Raw genomic sequence first — 18,181 nt, 5'->3', positions numbered from 1 at the left:
CGCCCACTTTTCCCCCCCCCCCCCCCATCCAGAAGGTACCTGAGAGGGGGTGGAAAAAGTGACAAGACAAGAAAGATAAGAAGTGAAAATTGTGTACAAAAAATATGAATTGATTCATTTGGGGCGGATTATGAGCTAAATTAAGTTACAAGCTACGGGTTACAGGTTACTATGCTTTGTGCCGCCGGCGCATAGCACATCAACTCATCATCGCCATAGCGCATCCTTTAAAATCCGCGTTATTCCGTGTCGTCCGTATCCGAAAAATTACTTGCACATTTGCATGACTACTCAATCTATAATTTATAGTGAAGGTGCACGGTTATCTAACATAGATAGCCGTTTTTTTTTATCCATTTCTTTAAATGTGTTAATTGCCCTTTTGCTAAATGAATAGGACAAGAGAGTTTTTTTGCCTCTAACAAGTGGGTTACATATCTTTTTCGGTACGTTACAAACCATTTTTTCTTTCATTTTTTGAGCTCCTTTTTACCTGTTTCAAGGTCTTCTGAAAGGTCGCTTTTTAGTAAAATATATTCCGGGCTTATAAGATTTTGTTTTGGGGGTAACTGTCTTATAATAAATGTTTTATATTCTATTATGTAATGCTTTCAAAGAAAAATGTAACATCAAAAAGAAAGATGTAATACTGTCAAAAAAACGTGTAGCATGAATGTGCGAATTGTTCCGTTTATGTTGGATACATTTGCTGCCAAGAAGAGAGATGTTTTGAGAGTTGAGGTAGTTGTTTGTGAAATGTCTCTAACTTCTATATGACCAAGAATGCAAATCTATGTAAAATATTGCAAATGCGAATCGCTGGAATTATTAATCTTAAAAGACCGATGTAATTATGAAATGCATGTATGATGACAGTTAAAGCTATTTCTAATAGCTAATGTAATGAAGAGAATGTAGTTATTAATATCTTAAACTAATGGTAATGAAAAATGTAACAAAACAAATTCAAAAGATCCCTTACTTGATTCTTTTGTTGCTATTGAGTTGTTTACCGACTTTAGCACAAAATGGAGTAACGGTAAAAGGAACAGTCGTCGATGGAAATGGCGAAACGGTAATTGGGGCTTCCGTCGTTGTAAAAAACAATACTTCAATAGGTACAATATCAGATATAGATGGAAATTTCACATTGACTGTTCCTGATGACAAAGTAATTCTTGTAGTTTCATTTATAGGAATGAAATCGCAGGAAGTTAGAATTGCAGGCCAAAAACTCTTGAAGGTCACTTTAGAAGATGACTCACAGCAACTGGAAGAGGTTGTTGTGGTAGGATATGGTCAGCAGAAGAAGGCCAGTGTAGTAGGCGCTATCACACAAACTACCGGTAAAGTACTGGAACGGGCAGCTGGTATCAGTGATATTGGTGCGGCACTGACGGGTAACTTACCAGGTGTGGTTACTACCACAGGTACAGGTATGCCAGGTGCAGAAGAACCTAAAATAACGATTCGTGGTGCAAGTTCTTGGAATAATAATGAAGATCCGCTTGTGTTGGTTGATGGTATTGAACGTCCCATGAGTTCAGTGGATATCAGTTCTGTACAATCTATTTCAGTTTTGAAAGATGCATCCGCAACTGCTGTTTACGGTGTGAAGGGTGCCAATGGTGTAATTCTTGTAACTACGAAACGTGGTGCTGAGGGCAGTGCGAAAATCGATGTGGGTTTCAATGCCACTCTGAAGGCTCCTTCTAAACTTCCCAATAAGTACGATTCTTACGACGCTTTGTTGTTTCGTAATACAGCCATTGAGCATGAATTGGCTCTGAGGCCTGATTCATGGGAATACATCCGTTCCCAATCGTTCATCAACAATTATCGTAATCAGACTACTGTTGAGCAGAGAGAACGTTATCCTAATGTAGACTGGCAGAAGGCTCTGTTTAAAGATAACACAATGTCTTACAATGCCAATCTTAATATTAGTGGTGGTACAAAGTTTGTGAAGTATTTTGCTTCGGCCGATTATGTACATGAGGGTGACCTCTTTAGAATTTATGACAATGGTCGTGATTACAACTCTGGTTATGGATACGATCGTATCAATGTGCGCAGTAATCTGGACTTCAATATAACGAAGACTACCGTACTGAAGATGAACCTTGCAGGCTCCAATGCTATTCGTAAGGCTCCATGGAGCAATACGGGTAATTCGGAATGGCAGATTGGGCAGCAATGGTCGGGTGCATACAATATTGCACCGGACGTGTTCCTGCCGCAGTATTCCGATGGTAGCTGGGGTATGTATCCACTTGTTACAAATACCACGAACTCTGCAGAAAATATTTCTTTAGGTGGTACGATGCAACTCACAACCACCCGTATCAATACCGACTTTACACTGGAGCAAGATTTGAAGTTTATAACTAAGGGACTTTCTGCCCGTGCCACTGTTTCTTGGGACAATATATTTGTTGAAAACAATCGTGGTATCAATGACTTGTTTAATAGTGCGCAGCGCAAGTGGATTGATCCGGATACCGGTCAGGTGAGATATGAACAATCGTATGACACAAATAATGGTTTTGACTGGACACAAGGAGTCAATTGGAGTACTTCTCCCGGTGCCGTGGATAATAGCCAGACGGTTCGTAACCTTTATTATCAGGCGCAATTGAACTGGATGCGTAGTTTTGGTAAGCATGATGTCACGGCTATGGGATTATTTAGTCGTCAGGAAAATGCACGAGGCAGTGTGATGCCAACCTATCGTGAAGACTGGGCTTTCCGTGTTACTTATAACTATGCCGACCGTTATTTCATAGAATACAATGGCGCTTACAATGGTTCTGAAAAGTTCAGCCCAGAGAATCGTTTTGCATTTTTTAATTCAGGTGCTATTGGCTGGATGGTCAGTGAAGAACCTTTCATGAAGTTTTTCCGTGAAAAGAAGATCATTGACATGTTGAAAGTTCGTGCTTCTTATGGTGAAATTGGTTCTGACCAGTTAGGACCTGATCCGTTTGATTCAAGCCGTCGGTGGTTGTACATGAACCAGTGGGCCTATGGTGGCCACACTACTATGGATCTGAACCATACAGAAAGTATCTATACCTGGTATCGTGAGTCTGCTATTGGTAATCAGGATATACAATGGGAGGTTGTGAAAAAATTGAATATTGGTGTTGACTATTCGCTTTTTGAAGGAGTGCTGGCTGGTAGTTTGGAATTCTTCCGTGATGAACGTTCCAATATCTTTGTCTATGGTGGCGACCGTTCCATTCCTTCTTATTTCGGAGGAACTCCTCCTTCTGTTAACAAAGGTAAAATCCGTACGAATGGATATGAATTGGAATTACGTGTAAATAAGACCTTTGGTAATGACTGGCGTGTTTGGGGTAACTTTAGTATGACACATGCTAAGAATAAGGTGTTGGTGAAAGATGACCAAGCTATGCGTCCTGCCTATCAGAAAGCAGCTGGCTTCGGGGTAGGTCAATATACTTCTTATATTGATGCGGGATACATTCAAAACTATGACCAATTGTATGGTAGCCCTGCTCATGATGCTAATGATTCTCAAAAACTGGTGGGCGACTATTACATTGTCGATTTTAATGGCGACGGTGTGGTGGATAACAAAGATCAGGCTCCTTATGGCTACACCAGTCAGCCCGAAAATACATTTAATGCTACCATCGGTTTTGAGTGGAAAGGATTCAGTGCATTTGCACAATTTTATGGTGTGAACAATGTAACCCGTGATGTGGGGCTTACTAGTTTTGGCAGCAAACTGAACACTGTGTTTGACACTGGCACATGGTGGTCAAAAAATACTCCTAATGCCGATGTGGTAGTACCTCGCTGGAATTCTACGCCGAGCTATAACGGCGGAACCCAATCTCTTTATGACGGTTCTTATATTCGTTTAAAGAACGTTGAAATAGCTTATACTTGGAATAAAGGCTGGATCAAGAGAATGGGATTAAGTAACCTGAAAATTTATGTCAATGGTAATAATCTATGGTTATGGACTCGCATGCCGGATGACCGTGAAGCTAACCTCTCCGGAGCTGGTTATCTGGGAGCTTATCCCACAGTGAAACGTTATAACTTAGGTGTTAAATTTACATTATAATAATGAACAAGATGAAATATACATATAAGACTCTTTTATGTTCAGGCCTTTTGGCTCTTGCAGTGGGGCTCGGCATGACGTCTTGCGAAGACTATTTGGATAAAAGTCCTGAATCGACTGTATCCGAAGAAGATGCATTTAAGAATTTCCGTAATTTCCAGGGATTCATAGAAGAAATATATAATTGTATTCCCGATAAGGAGAAATGTAACTATTGTACTTCGTGGAACTGGGGTGATGACGAACTCTTCAACTCCATGGGTGATGCTCACATGACGCATCAGGCTGACTTAGGTAATTTCCGTGCTTGGCAAAGTAATGGTCAATGTTGGTTGTATAGAAATCCCAGCAACCCAGCTTCTACCGATAAGTTTCAACACTCTTTGTGGCCGCATTCTTGGTATTGCATTCGCAAGGCTAATGTAGGTCTTGCCAATTTGGACAAACTGGTGGGTACGCAGGAAGAAAAAGACTTGATTGCAGGTCAGCTTTATTTCTTCCGTGCGTGGTGGCATTTTGAACTGATGACCTATTGGGGAGGATTGCCTTATATTGATCAGGTGTTCGATGCTACGCAAGAATTGAGATTACCACGTTTGAGTTATCAAGAATGTGCCGATAAAGCAGGAGAGGATTTCCGTCGTGCTGCAGACTTGTTGCCGGTAGACTGGGACAAGACCAGTGCTGGTAAGGCTACAGAGGGTAAGAACCAACTGCGAATCAATAAAATCATGGCGTTGGGTTATTTGGGTAAGAATTATCTGTGGGCAGGAAGCCCTTTGATGAAGAACGGTGCACAGTTGGGAGGTACTCAGACTTACAACTATGATGAAGCTTATTGTAAGAAAGCTGCACAGGCATTTGGCGAATTGCTGGCCTTGGTAGAGAGTGGGCAAACCCAATATGCGCTTGCAGAGTTTAATTATAGTAATGTTTATGATCATGAGAAGGCAAAAGGTGCCCAAACTTGTTATTCCGATATTTTCTATACCCGTCGTCAGAATTGGTTAATGCCCGGTTCGGTAGAGGCTATCTTCCGTGGCCCTTCTGCGGATTTTAATGGAAGTAACTGGAATATGACGAAATTGTGGGGGCCGAAAGTGGCAGGACTTGTCGCCCATGATAAAATCATACACTTGCCTACTGCCAACCTTGTGAAAATGTATGGTATGGCAAATGGTCTTCCTGTTGATGATCCCAACTCAGGATTTGATGAAAGATATCCTTTTAAGAACAGAGATCCGCGCTTCTATCACGATATCGTATTTGACGGTTTCCATTTTGTATTGGCAGAGGATAAATTGTCCGATGCACAAAAACCTTATGCTTATTGTGATCTTTCTACAGGTTCAGATATGCGTTCGGCAGATCTTGGCAGCCGTACCGGTTATTTTTTCCAGAAGTTTGTTCCCCATACTTGTAATGAAGGTGATAAGGAATATGACTGGGGTAGTAACTTGCATACTTATTTGCCTTATATGCGTTTGGCAGACATTTACCTGATGTATGCCGAGAGTTGTGCTGCTTTTGGCGGTTCATCTGCCAAGTCTGATAACTGTACGCTTACTTCGCTCGACGCAATCAATAAGATCCGTGCCCGTTGTGGTGCTGAGGAAGTACATTCATCCTATATTGCAGACAGCAAGAAATTTATGGACGAGATTCGTCGTGAACGTGCTGTTGAACTTTCTATGGAAGGTTTCCGCTTCAATGACCTGCAACGTTGGCTGTTGCTGACCGAGTCACCTTATACCGAGAAATATTCTGTAGAATTCGATCGGGTAGAGAGTGCAGATTTCTATAAAAATAATGACCCTGCGGAAGCTGAAGTGGCTAACTACCGTCATGAACTGATTGTGAAACGCATATACGGTACAAAGCATTATTGGTTCCCCTTACCTGATGATGATGTTTATCTTTATCCTGAGTTCGGACAGAATCCCGGCTGGTAATCGTGGAGGACTAAAAAGTATGTTTAATAATAAATGAATAAACAATGAAATATATACAAACAAAATTCATTCTTTGTGCTATGCTGGCTGTTTCTCCGATGTTTGTCAGTGCGCAGGCCACAGACTGGAATGAGACCGATTCATTGGCAAACGAAAAAGACCCGATGGTACAGGTCGCTTTTCGTAAGGTAGCTCAAAAAGACCTTTTGGGTGGTGTTTCTGTAGTCAATGTGGAAGAACTTACGAAGAAGAATTATAATACTTACAGCTTGGATAATATGCAGGGCTATGTAGGCGGTTGGAATGGTAACTCATTGTGGGGAATGGACGGTGACAATGCCGGTTTTTTGGTTTTGGTAGATGGTGTGCCTCGTGATGCCAACAATGTTATGCCGTCTGAAATTGCACAGATTTCATTTTTGAAAGGTGCCCAGGCTGTGGTTCTTTATGGTAGTAAAGCTGCTAAAGGTGCGGTGGTAATCACTACAAAACGCGGTAATGTAGAGGGGTTGAACGTTAGTGTCAGAGCTAATACCGGATTTCATGTAGCGAAGGCTTTTCCTGAATACTTAGGTTCGGCTGAGTACATGACACTTTATAATGAAGCCCTCTTGAATGATGATCCTACTGTGAAACTCCGTTATACGGCCGAAGATATTTACAATCATGGTTCAGGACTGAATCCATATCGTTATACAAATATAAATTACTATTCTTCTGATTATGTAAAAAAGGCATATAATCGTTCGGAAGTAACTGCTGAGATTACTGGTGGCGGTAAGCGTGCGCGTTTTTATAGTAATGTGAGTTATTATCGTAATGGAGATTTTCTTGATTTTGGTGAAGCCAAGAATAATATGACGGACCGTTTTAACGTACGTGGTAATGTAGACGTAAATATCAATAGCTTTATTAATGCCTACATTAATGCCAATGCTACATTTTACAATTCAAAAACGGCGAAAGGTGATTATTGGAACATAGCATCGACTGCACGTCCGAATTTCCCGGAATATGCGGCCCCGCTTATTCCATTGGATATGATTGATCCCAATGCTACAGCTGCTTGGGAACTGCTGAGCACTACTTCCAATATTATTGATGGAAAGTATTTCTTGGCTGGTACGCAGGCTAATTCTACTAATGCTTTTGCTGACAGTTATGCTGCCGGAAGCAGTAAGTGGACGAGTCGTCAGTTCCAGTTTGATGCTGGTGTGAATGTCGATCTTAATCAAGTTCTGAAAGGACTCTCATTCAATGCTATGTTTGCTGTAGATTATGCCACTTCTTACTCCACTTCTTTTGATAATAAATATGCAGTATTTGTTCCTACTTGGGCTAACTATGGCGGTAAAGATGTTATAGTAGCGCTCAGCAAGGAGGGAAATGATGAAAAGCCGGGCACTCAGAATGTGGGTGGAAGTGCGGATAAGCAAACGATTGCATTTTCTGGACAGTTCAATTATCAGAATACTTTCAATAAGTATCATAATGTATCAGCTATGCTTATAGCCAATGGTTACCAGCAGACGGTTTCTGCACAATATCATCGTATCAGCAATGCTAATTTGGCATTACAGGCGGGTTATAACTATCAGCAACGCTATTATGCAGATTTTGGTGCTGCATTGATCCATTCGGCTAAGCTGGCTAAAGGACATCGTCAGGCTCTCTCTCCTTCGGTGACGTTGGGCTGGCGTTTAAGCGGTGAAAACTTTCTGAAAGATTCTCCTGTGGTAGATGATTTATTGTTGAGCGTATCGGGTAGTATCCTCAATCAAGACATTGATTTGGTAATGGGTGATAATGAGTTTTATCTCTATGAATCAGTATGGACTCAAAACGATGGCTATGCATGGTATGATGGTCCGGCCGGTAAATATACTATCTCTACCAGAGGTCAGAACGACGATCTTTCGTTCATCAAGCGCAAAGAGTTCTCTGTAAACCTGAAAACTTCGCTTTGGAATAGACTGATTACGGCCGATGCTTCATTCTTTATCAACTCTATGGAGGGATATTTGATCAATCAACCTACTTTTTATCCGTCACATTTGAATACAGGATATCCGGCAGCATCTTTTATGGCTGTGATGAACTATAACAATAACAAGCGTGTAGGCTTTGATTTCAATATAAATGCTAACAAGCGTTTTGGAGATGTAGACTTGTCTTTGGGTGTGGCAGGTACGTATTACGATACTAAGGTTACTAAGCGTGATGAAATCTATGATGATGCCTATCGTTATCGTGAGGGAAAAGCTGTTGATGGTATCTGGGGACTTCAGAGTGCCGGATTATTCCAGAATAAGGAAGAAATTGAGAGTAGTCCTGAACAGAAACTGGGTAGTACGGTTCAACCTGGTGACATCAAGTATGTAGATCAGAATGGAGATAATGTAATTGATGACAAAGATGAAGTCTTCTTGGGTAAAGGTGGTTGGTATGGTGCGCCCTTTACACTCGGTATCAATTTTACTACCAAATGGAAGAACTTGACTCTCTTTGTGTTGGGTACTGGTAACTTCGGCGCTTATGGATTGAAAAACAGTTCATATTATTGGGTGGATGGCGATGATAAATATTCAGCCATAGTCCGCAATCGTTGGACTCCTGAAACAGCAGCTACTGCTACTTATCCCCGTTTATCTGCTAGAAGTGCAAGTAATAACTTCCGTGCTTCGGATTATTGGTTGTACAAGACTGATCGCTTCGATCTGGCGAAAGTACAGATTACTTATGATCTGCCGAAACGTATTTTGCGTAACACTTTCATCAATGAATTATCTGCTTACGTAAGCGGTGCAAATCTGCTGACAATCTCGAAAGAACGTAAACACATGGAGATGAATGTGGGTAGTGCTCCGCAAAGCAGATTCTATAATATTGGTGTGAAAGCTGTATTCTAATCTAAAATTATGATAAAAATGAAACTAAGAAATATTATATTAACTACAGTATTACTGGCGACTTTCTCTGCTTGCGAGGATATGTTCGAACCTGCTAAGGAGAATAATCGCGGTGTTGAGGAAATGCTTTCAGATCCTAATTATGCTGTGGGACTTTTGGGGTACGGATATGCTATGCTACCGTATGACAATTCCAGTGTGAGTGATGTAGCTACAGACGATGCAGTGACCAATGATAAAGAGAGTGGCTATTCAAAAATGGCTCTTGGTTCATGGGCGTCGAATAATAATCCTATGGAACAGTGGCAAGCCCGTAAAGCGGCAATACAATACCTCAATACATTTTTAGGTATCGCAGACCAAGTAAGTTGGGCTGAGAATGAGGTGACGAATAGGATGTTCATAGACAAACTCAGCGGAGAAGCATATGCCTTGCGTGCTTTGAATTATTACTATCTTTTGATGGCTCATGGAGGTTGGACGGCAGATGGCCAGTTACTGGGTGTGCCGATACTTCTGGAACCGGAAGATAACAGTTCCGACTTTAATCAGCCCCGTGCTTCTTTCAGTGCATGTGTAGAGCAGGTATTTACTGACTTAAATAAAGCAGTTGAATTACTGCCTGTTGATTACGAAAATATAAAAAGTGATGCTGAAGTACCTGCAAAATACAAAGAAATCGGTGCAAAGATGGGTAATTATAATCTTGTCTTTGGAACTTATCAACGCGGACGTATTACTGCCAGAATAGCTGAAGCCATAAAGGCACAGGTAGCTTTGCTTGCTGCAAGTCCGGCTTACCGGGAAGGTTCAGGTGTGACTTCTGAAACTGCTGCAAGCTATGCTGCTACTGTATTGAATCGTATTGGTGGTGTATCTGGTCTTGATCCGACGGGTAACACTTGGTATATGAATACAAGTGATCTTGATAATCTTGGTTCAGGAGAAGTGCCTGCTGAAATCCTTTGGAGAGGAAATAAGAGCAATGGAACGGAAGATTGGGATATAGGTATTAAGCAGGAGAAAGATAACTTTCCTCCTACGCTCTATGGTAGCGGGCGTATTAATCCTACGCAAAATTTAGTGGATGCTTTCCCTATGGCTAACGGTTATCCTGTTGCAGACAAAGCTAACAGCGGTTATTCGGAAAACGCTCCTTATGAAAATCGTGATCCACGTTTAGCAAAATATATTTTATTTAATGGAGCTACATTTAAGGAAAAAGCCATTATCACAGGTACTTATCCTGATGCAGACAGCAAACAAGATAATAACTTGAATCAATTAAGTACCTCTACTCGTACGGGCTACTATCTACGTAAGCTGTTGCGTGAAGATTGTAATGCCAATCCGAGTTCACTTAATGCTAAGTTTCATATTCCTGTTCGTATCCGTTATACGGAAATATTTCTGGCTTATGCTGAAGCAGCCAACGATGCTTGGGGACCAATGGGCAAAGGTAGTAATACCTATAGTGCTTATGACGTAGTTAAGGCTATTCGTGCTCGTGGTGGTGTAGGAACCAATAACGGCGACGCTTATCTGGAGAGTATCAAGGGAGATAAGGAAAAGATGACTCAACTTATCCGTAACGAACGTCGCATTGAGCTTTGTTTCGAAAATAAGCGTTTTTGGGATATTCGTCGTTGGCAAATGCCATTGGCAGAAACTGCTAAGGGAATACGAATTGACAAAGTGGGCGAAAGCCTGAGCTATACCGTAATTGATGTAGAAAATAGAAACTACAAGGAGTATATGAATTACGGACCTATACCTTATGGTGAGATGTTGAAGTGGAGTAATCTGCAACAGAACAAAGGATGGTAATCACATAATTATAAAATGCAAAAAGAATATGGAAATGAAAATCTATAAATTATTATCTGTAATATTGGGGAGTGCCATGTCATTTGCTTTCTCTTCATGTGAGAATGCAAGTAACTATTTTCCCGATTATGAGGGTGGTGTGAGTGTATATTTTGCTTATCAATATCCGGTGCGTACTATTGTATTGGGCAATGACCCGGTAGTAGATAATTCGGCTGACCGTCAGCACAAGTGTGCCATTTATGCAACAATGGGAGGGGCATACGGTGGAAGAAATATCACTATAGATATTGCTGTGGATAATACACTTTGTGATAACCTCTTTTTTGAAGATGGTTCACCGGTATTACCTATGCCTTCCACATATTATACGTTGGCTGGTGATAAAATTAAATATAATGGTGACCACTGGGGGAATGTGGAGGTGCAACTTACCGATGCTTTCTTTGCTGACGAAAAAGCCTTGAGTAATAATTATGTGATTCCCGTGGTGATGAAGAAGCAGACTGGTGCCGACCGCATATTGACAGGTACTCCTTTGATTGAAGGTGATGCGCCAGCACGTCCCAATTCGGATTATTGGAGTGTGCAGCCCCAAGACTATGTGCTTTATTGTGTGAAATATATGAATCCATGGCATGCTTCGTATTTGCGCCGCGGTATAGATCAGGTAACAGAAAGTGGAACTACAACTACCGTTGTGCGTCATGCTCAATCTGTGGAAAAGGATGAAGTCTGTGATATTACTACTCGTTCGTTGAAGACTGCTGTTTTTCCTGTTAGTACAAAAGAGGTTGATGGAACAACGATGAAGTGCGATTTACTGTTGACATTTAATGACAACGATGAGTGTACCATTGTCTCAGGTACCACAGGAATAATAGCTACAGGTTCCGGGAAATTTGTGGAAAATGGAGAGAAAAAAGCCTGGGGTGGTAAAGACCGGGATGCTATCTACCTGGATTATAGTGTAGACTTTGGCATAAAAAAGGTGGCTACGAAAGATACATTGGTATTACAGACTCGTGGAACAAACAAGATAGAAACTTTTGTCCCTAAGTATCGCGCCAATTGAACGGAAACGTTTAAACGACCAATTAACATAATGTTGGATAATAACTAAAAACATTCAATCATGAAAAAAATATTAATATCTATATTTTTATGTCTTCCTCCTTTGCTTTGGGCACAAAGCGGACCGACTGTCAATATCACGGGAAGTTATACCGCAGTGCTATCTGATCCTTATACGCCTCCAATAACGGCTGATTTAGGTAATCAGATGTATCTGAATGCCTTGTCCGGATTTGTCCGTATCGTAATGGACGTGCCGGATAGTTCATTGCATTATGAATGGGAAGCTTATTCTTCGGATGGTTCGGAGGTTTCTTTGCAATATTCAGGATTGCATAATGAGCGTTATCTGAGCTTGAACGGTACGCCCAGAAGTGTAACCATACGTGTATTGTTGAAGAAGGATACAGGTCCGAATTATGTGGTGAATTATAGAAGTTTCACATTTACCACTTATCGTTACCCTTGATTGCATATTGATGAAAAGAATAAGAAATATGTTAATAAATGATTATACAATGAAAACAATTAAATACTCATTATCCTTGGGCTTATTGCTGTCGCTTGCCTCTTGTGCCGATGACCAATTCGTTGACTTTAAGACTGAGAAGCCGGAAAGTATAGCCCAATATGAATATCTCAATGCTTACGATGCATTGAAAACATATATAGACCGAAGTGCAAGTCCCGACTTTAAGTTGGGAATTGCGCTGTCGGCGAGTGATTTTCTGAAAGGAGAAATGGTGCGTACTATGGCTATCTCTAATTTCGATGAGATGACGGCAGGTAATGCCATGAAGTACGCTTCGTGTGTGGCTAATGACGGAACAATGAGTTTCAGCACAGTGGCGAAGTTTGTAGAGGAAGCAAAAGCTGCCGGAATCACTATTTACGGACATACGCTGGCTTGGCATGCGCAGCAGAATAATAAGTATCTAAACGGATTGATTGCTCCGATACCTTTGCCTGTTGATCCAAACGCTGCTAACAATTTCTTGCATATTACAGTACCGAATGCGGGAAAAGACCCTTGGGAAGCAGAAATTTATTATGATTTAAGTACGCCGCTTGAAGTAGGCAAAGAATATGTGATTTCAATGAAAGCTAAAGCTACTTCTAATGTAGACTATAACTTTTGGCCTGGTGTTATTGATGGTGATACACAATACTTGCCTTCTTTTTCTGCTGGTGAAAAATGGGAAGAGACTTCAATTACGTTTACAGCAAGTATGCCTATCAATCGCTTGCGCTTTTGTTTCGGTCCGTTCCAAGGGGAACTCTGTTTTGATGATGTGACATTGACTTCTGCTGATGGCGAAAATCTTATTGTAGACGGTACGTTCGATACAGGCGATTTATCCCATTGGACAAAGCCAAGTTGGATGGGTACATATACCTATGAAATAGGGAAGGAAGGCAACGATAATGCTGGTTTTTGTTTGACTATGACTAATACGGAAAAGAAAGACAATAATTACGGTTCACAAGTGTGGTATCAATTTGCTACACCGTTGACAGAAGGAAAGGCATACACTTTTACGGCCAAGGTTAAAGCAACTGATGTATACAATTGTACTATATTTTTGCAGTCTACCAGCGTTGGCTCTCAAGGTTATCCAGGTGGATTTGCTATTGGTACAGAATGGACAGATGTAAGTTTTGTATTTACGCCGGGGTTTGACCAAGTAGATAAGTTTACCTTTAATTTTGGTGATTTTGTAGGAACTATTTATGTTGATAATGTAGTGTTCTCTGATGGGACATCGGAAATTTATACTACTAACTTTGAAAACCAGTCGATTGCAGGGTGGACAAGTTGGGATGGTTATCAAGCGTTATCTGCTGAAGGTGAGGGATATTCTTCTAATCAGACAAGTATTGAGTTGACTCCTGAAGAAAAGAAAGATACCCTTACATGGGCCATGAACAACTGGGTAGAAGGTATGATGGAAGCTACTGGTGGTTATGTGACTGCGTGGGATGTTGTGAACGAAGCTATTTCCGGAGGCGGTGATGACGGTGAAGGATTCTATACTTTACAGTCTGCCAAAAATGTCTCTGCAGAAGATGCTAAGAATAACTTCTATTGGCAAGACTATTTGGGTAATGAAGACTACGCTCGTGTTGTGGTAGCTGCCGCCCGTAAGTATTATGTCGAGAACGGTGGTACCGCTCCGTTGAAACTCTTTGTCAATGACTACAATTTGGAGTCTGATTGGGATGACAACAAGAAGGCCAAGAGTTTGGTACACTGGATTAAGAAGTGGGAAGCTGATGGTGTGACAAAGATTGATGGTATCGGCACACAAATGCATGTAAGTTGTTATGCTAATGCTGTTACTCAGAAGAGTAAGGAAGACCATGTAGTGAAGATGTTCGAGATATTGGCAGAAAGTGGCAAACTCGTGAAGATTTCTGAACTTGATATGGGCTATATAGACGAGAACGGTACCAGTGTGAAGACAGAGAATATGACCGAAGCTCAGCATAAAGCGATGGCAGAATATTATAAGTTCATCGTGAAGAAGTACTTCGAAATAATTCCTGCTGCTCAGCAGTATGGTATCACTCAGTGGTGTGCTACTGATGCTCCTGGTGATTCAGGTTGGCGTGGTGGTGAACCCGTAGGTTTATGGGATGCTAACTACAACCGTAAGCATACATATGCAGGCTTTGCTGATGGTTTGGCTGGAAAATAATAGAGTTTTATAAGAAAAGGCAGTGGGGCGTAAAGTGAAAACGCTCGCTGCCTTTATTGTTTTAATAAAAATCGAATAACAATGAAAAACATATTATTTATTTTGAGTTTGGTCATTTGGTGTGGTTGTAGTAATGAAATACCTTTTGATACAGCTGGAGTAGGGAATACGGTAGATACAAGGTTTTCAAGTTCAGATAGCATATATTATTTCGGATCTTCTGATTCAAAAGGCTATAAATTGTATGAAGGAACTATTACAGGAGATGATATTTATACCTATAGCTTTGTTCGTTATTGGTAATATTATAATAAATAAGTCTGTTTAGGCTTTCAATTAAAAATGTAACGTCAGTGAACAAGTATGTAACATAAAGATACAGATTATTTCATTGCATCTGTTACATTTGAAACGGAAAAGAAGGAAACAAGGGAACGAGGGGCTGCACAATACTTCTATGCCGCATGGAACCTTGTCCCCTTGTTAACTACTGATTCACTCCCCCTAAAATAATGAAGAATGATATGAAAAAAATAATTTATTTGTTAACATTGGCATTAGGGATGTTTTTGGCGGCTTGTTCGGACGACACTATTCCTGTGCAGCCGGAGAAACCGGAACCGGAGAAAACAGTCGAACCGGATCCGGAACCTGAGACTCCTGCTGAAGCTAAGTTGCCGATATTGCGTGTAGAGGGGCGATATCTTAAAAATGAAAAGGGAGAAATAGTCAATCTGCATGGTTTTACGCAGACTTACAGCCCTTTCTTCAATAATAATGCGTGGGGTAACTATGACGTGCAGGCATGCCTCAGGTATAATAAGAGCATGGTAGACGGCATTGTGGCCGCAGGATGGAAATTCAATTTCGTGCGGATGCACCTCGACCCGTATTGGAGTGATGACCCCTCCATGCAGTCCGTGAGATATGAAGGACATGAACGGTTCTCCGAAACCCGTTTTCGGAAGTATCTTGAAGAGTTGTTTGTGCCGATGGCAGAATACTTTATTTCTAAGGGAATGTATGTGGTGATGCGTCCGCCTGGGGTTTGTCCGTCTGATGCTCCCTATCAAGGTATAGAAATAGGAGACACTTATCAGCAATTTTTGCTCAAAGTGTGGGATATTGTCTCGCAACATCCTAAACTGAAAAATAATATGGATGTTATGTTTGAGTTTGCTAATGAACCTGTCAGAATAAAAGGTACTGACGGAACATACGGCAGTGGCGGTGACAGTCATTTCAAGAATCTCCAACTCTACTTTCAGGCTATAGTAGACAAGATACGTACTAATTGTCGCAATATTGTTTGGGTGCCGGGATTGTCTTATCAGTCATCCTATGCCGGATATGCTATTCACCGTATCGAAGGAGAGAACATAGGCTTTGCTGTTCACTGCTATCCCGGTTGGTATGGTAGCGATGCTGAGGAAGACAGCGGTGAGGGAATCGGCTCTTCCACAGGAGGAGGTTATGAGGCTTTTCAGCGGGGTTGGGATGCGCAAGTAGGTCCTGTGGCGGCTTTTGCTCCTATCATGGTGACTGAAATAGACTGGGCTCCGAAGAAATATGATGCCACTTGGGGTAAAAGTATTACAGGAACGGCAGGTGCTGAAGGCTTTGGCGCCAACTTCAAATATATAGCCGATAATTCAGGTAATGTTTCCTGGTTGTTTTTCACCACCAGATCCCATGAGCTGGCGGCATTTAAGGATGTGCCGGGTGAACCGGGCAACTATACTTTTCTCAATGACCCCGAAGCCTGTCCTTGGGCGATGTACCATTGGTTCAAAGAATATGCTGATGGGATAGTAGTGAATGGGGAATTGGAGAAACTGGAGTTGATGGGACAGGAAGGAAATCTTCGTCTGCAAATGGGTGGTACGAATTATCTCAAAGTGAAAGCTGTTTATTCTGATGGAACGGTACGGATGGTGACTGCGGAAGCGACTGTCAACAGTTCAGATTCGAACGTGCTGAAAGTAGAACAGGCAGCCAAATTAGTAGCTGTGGCACCAGGTGAAGCTATGGTAACCGTTACATATCAATCGGCTGCCGGAGTCAGTAAGCAACTGACATTGCAGGTTACGGTAATTTCTCCTTTCTCACTGACGGCAGATGTCTTCAATCCTTCTATATGGGAGAAAGGCACGTTCGACGAAAACACCCGCACACTGGTGACGGGACAGTATGGTTTCGGAGGGTGGCAATATGACAGTGGACTTGATTTGTCGGGATATAAGACTGTGACCGTAGAATTGGGTAATGATAATGAAAGTGGTGTTTCGTTCCGTCTGTTTGATAAAGCCAGTTATTGGAGTGAGCCTGCTACGTATGATTTCGGATCTTCGCGTAAGATTGTAGTGGAGTTGAATAATATGAAAGATAAGAACGGAGGAAAGATTGATCCTTCGCATCTTTATATTGCAGGTTTTTGGTCAACAGGTGGAAAACCTATTGTGATAGCTAATGTCTCCTTAGCAAATTAAAAAGACATATCAGCTCTCATCTTTCCGAGAGTTTGATATAATTTGTGCATTTTATAATATCTTTCCTGCATCCTCTGTGAAGAGTGTGCAGGAACACAAATCTGTAATATTTATCTAATATTGATATTCAAATGTCTAAAATTGCAAATCAGTGATCGGATTCATGCCTTATTTTTGCAGATATATATGAATGGTCTGATAAACTTTAAATAAAAGATATGATGAAGAAGATAATTGTATGGTTGGCTGTAATGATGTATACACTGTCCGGTTATGCACAAAATGCACCTTGGAATTTTCAGAGTAAAGTAGTTACGGACACTCTTTTTAGTAAAGTGTTGAATTCAAAGCGTGCCTATACCGTTTTTTTGCCAAAGAGTTTTGAACAGAATAAAGAGAAAAAATATCCGGTCCTATATCTTTTGCATGGTATGTGGGAAATCAATCCTGTCTGGGCCGAACGGGGTCATGTAAAAGATGTGATGGATTGTCTTGTAGCCAGTGGGGAAGCGTGCGAAATGATTATTGTTACTCCGAATGCCGGTGGAAATATCCATATGGAGTGGAACGGATATTTTGATATGCCGGGTTGGAAATATGAGACTTTCTTTTATACGGAATTCTTGCCTTATATAGAGAAGAAATACCGGGTGATAGGTGATAAGCAGCATCGTGCCATTGCCGGTTTGTCGATGGGTGGTGGCGGAGCTACTAATTATGGTCAGCGCCATAGTGATATGTTTTGTGCAGTCTATGCGATGAGTGCTCTGATGTCTATTCCTGAACAGGGAGCGGTACCTGCTGATGATCCGAATTCGAAGATAGCGATACTTACCCGTAGTGTTATTAAAAATAGCTGTGTGAAATATGTGATGGAGGCTGACGAGAACCGCAAGGCTGATTTGCGTAGTGTTGCCTGGTTTGTAGATTGTGGGGATGATGATTTCCTGCTTGATCGTAATATAGAATTCTATCAAGCTATGCGTAACGCCGGAATACCCTGCCAGTTCAGGGTGCGTGATGGAGGGCATGACTGGGAATATTGGCACTCGGCTCTTTATCAGTGTTTACCTTTCGTAACCCGGATATTTGGTAAAGAATGAATATGTATATAGAAAAATAAATAATAGAC

10 protein-coding genes are annotated in these 18,181 nt (G+C 41.3%); all 10 read left to right on the top strand.

Annotation, left to right across the window (positions count from 1 at the left end):
• Positions 1-937 precede the first annotated feature (937 nt).
• The 10 genes from DW036_RS04185 to DW036_RS04140 all read left to right on the top strand — a co-directional run bounded on the left by DW036_RS04185 (position 938) and on the right by DW036_RS04140 (position 18,152).
• Positions 938-4,099, top strand: a complete 3,162-nt coding sequence (locus DW036_RS04185; protein WP_187374550.1) for a TonB-dependent receptor — start codon at positions 938-940, stop codon at positions 4,097-4,099.
• A gap of 11 nt (positions 4,100-4,110) precedes the next feature.
• Positions 4,111-6,051, top strand: a complete 1,941-nt coding sequence (locus DW036_RS04180) for a RagB/SusD family nutrient uptake outer membrane protein (protein ID WP_118462028.1) — start codon at positions 4,111-4,113, stop codon at positions 6,049-6,051.
• 44 nt (positions 6,052-6,095) lie between these two features.
• Positions 6,096-8,960 (top strand): SusC/RagA family TonB-linked outer membrane protein, encoded by a 2,865-nt coding sequence (locus tag DW036_RS04175; protein ID WP_118461535.1) that lies wholly within the window; start codon positions 6,096-6,098, stop codon positions 8,958-8,960.
• Between the two features lie 18 nt (positions 8,961-8,978).
• A complete protein-coding gene (locus DW036_RS04170) occupies positions 8,979-10,787 on the top strand; it encodes a RagB/SusD family nutrient uptake outer membrane protein (protein ID WP_118462026.1) in 1,809 nt (602 codons plus the stop codon).
• Positions 10,788-10,815: 28 nt separating this feature from the next.
• On the top strand, positions 10,816-11,862 hold the full coding sequence (locus tag DW036_RS04165) for a DUF5627 domain-containing protein (RefSeq protein WP_118461533.1): 1,047 nt from the start codon (positions 10,816-10,818) through the stop codon (positions 11,860-11,862).
• A gap of 60 nt (positions 11,863-11,922) precedes the next feature.
• Entirely contained in the window at positions 11,923-12,330 is a 408-nt protein-coding gene (locus tag DW036_RS04160) for a hypothetical protein (RefSeq protein WP_118461531.1), read from the top strand.
• 49 nt (positions 12,331-12,379) lie between these two features.
• On the top strand, positions 12,380-14,560 hold the full coding sequence (locus DW036_RS04155) for an endo-1,4-beta-xylanase (RefSeq protein WP_233560289.1): 2,181 nt from the start codon (positions 12,380-12,382) through the stop codon (positions 14,558-14,560).
• Positions 14,561-14,641: 81 nt separating this feature from the next.
• Positions 14,642-14,863: a hypothetical protein gene (locus DW036_RS04150; protein WP_118461527.1), complete on the top strand. Its 222-nt coding sequence runs from the start codon at positions 14,642-14,644 to the stop codon at positions 14,861-14,863.
• A gap of 221 nt (positions 14,864-15,084) precedes the next feature.
• Positions 15,085-17,049: a cellulase family glycosylhydrolase gene (locus DW036_RS04145; protein WP_187374549.1), complete on the top strand. Its 1,965-nt coding sequence runs from the start codon at positions 15,085-15,087 to the stop codon at positions 17,047-17,049.
• A gap of 221 nt (positions 17,050-17,270) precedes the next feature.
• The gene (locus tag DW036_RS04140; protein ID WP_118462024.1) at positions 17,271-18,152 is read left to right on the top strand and encodes an esterase family protein; all 882 of its coding nucleotides are present in this window, start codon (positions 17,271-17,273) and stop codon (positions 18,150-18,152) included.
• Positions 18,153-18,181 lie beyond the last annotated feature (29 nt).

It is taken from the genome of Bacteroides sp. AF39-11AC (genome assembly GCF_003474285.1).
Taxonomy (GTDB): Bacteria; Bacteroidota; Bacteroidia; order Bacteroidales; family Bacteroidaceae; genus Bacteroides.
Note: the sequence above shows the minus strand (reverse complement) of the source record. Positions and strands in the feature narration are given on the sequence as shown.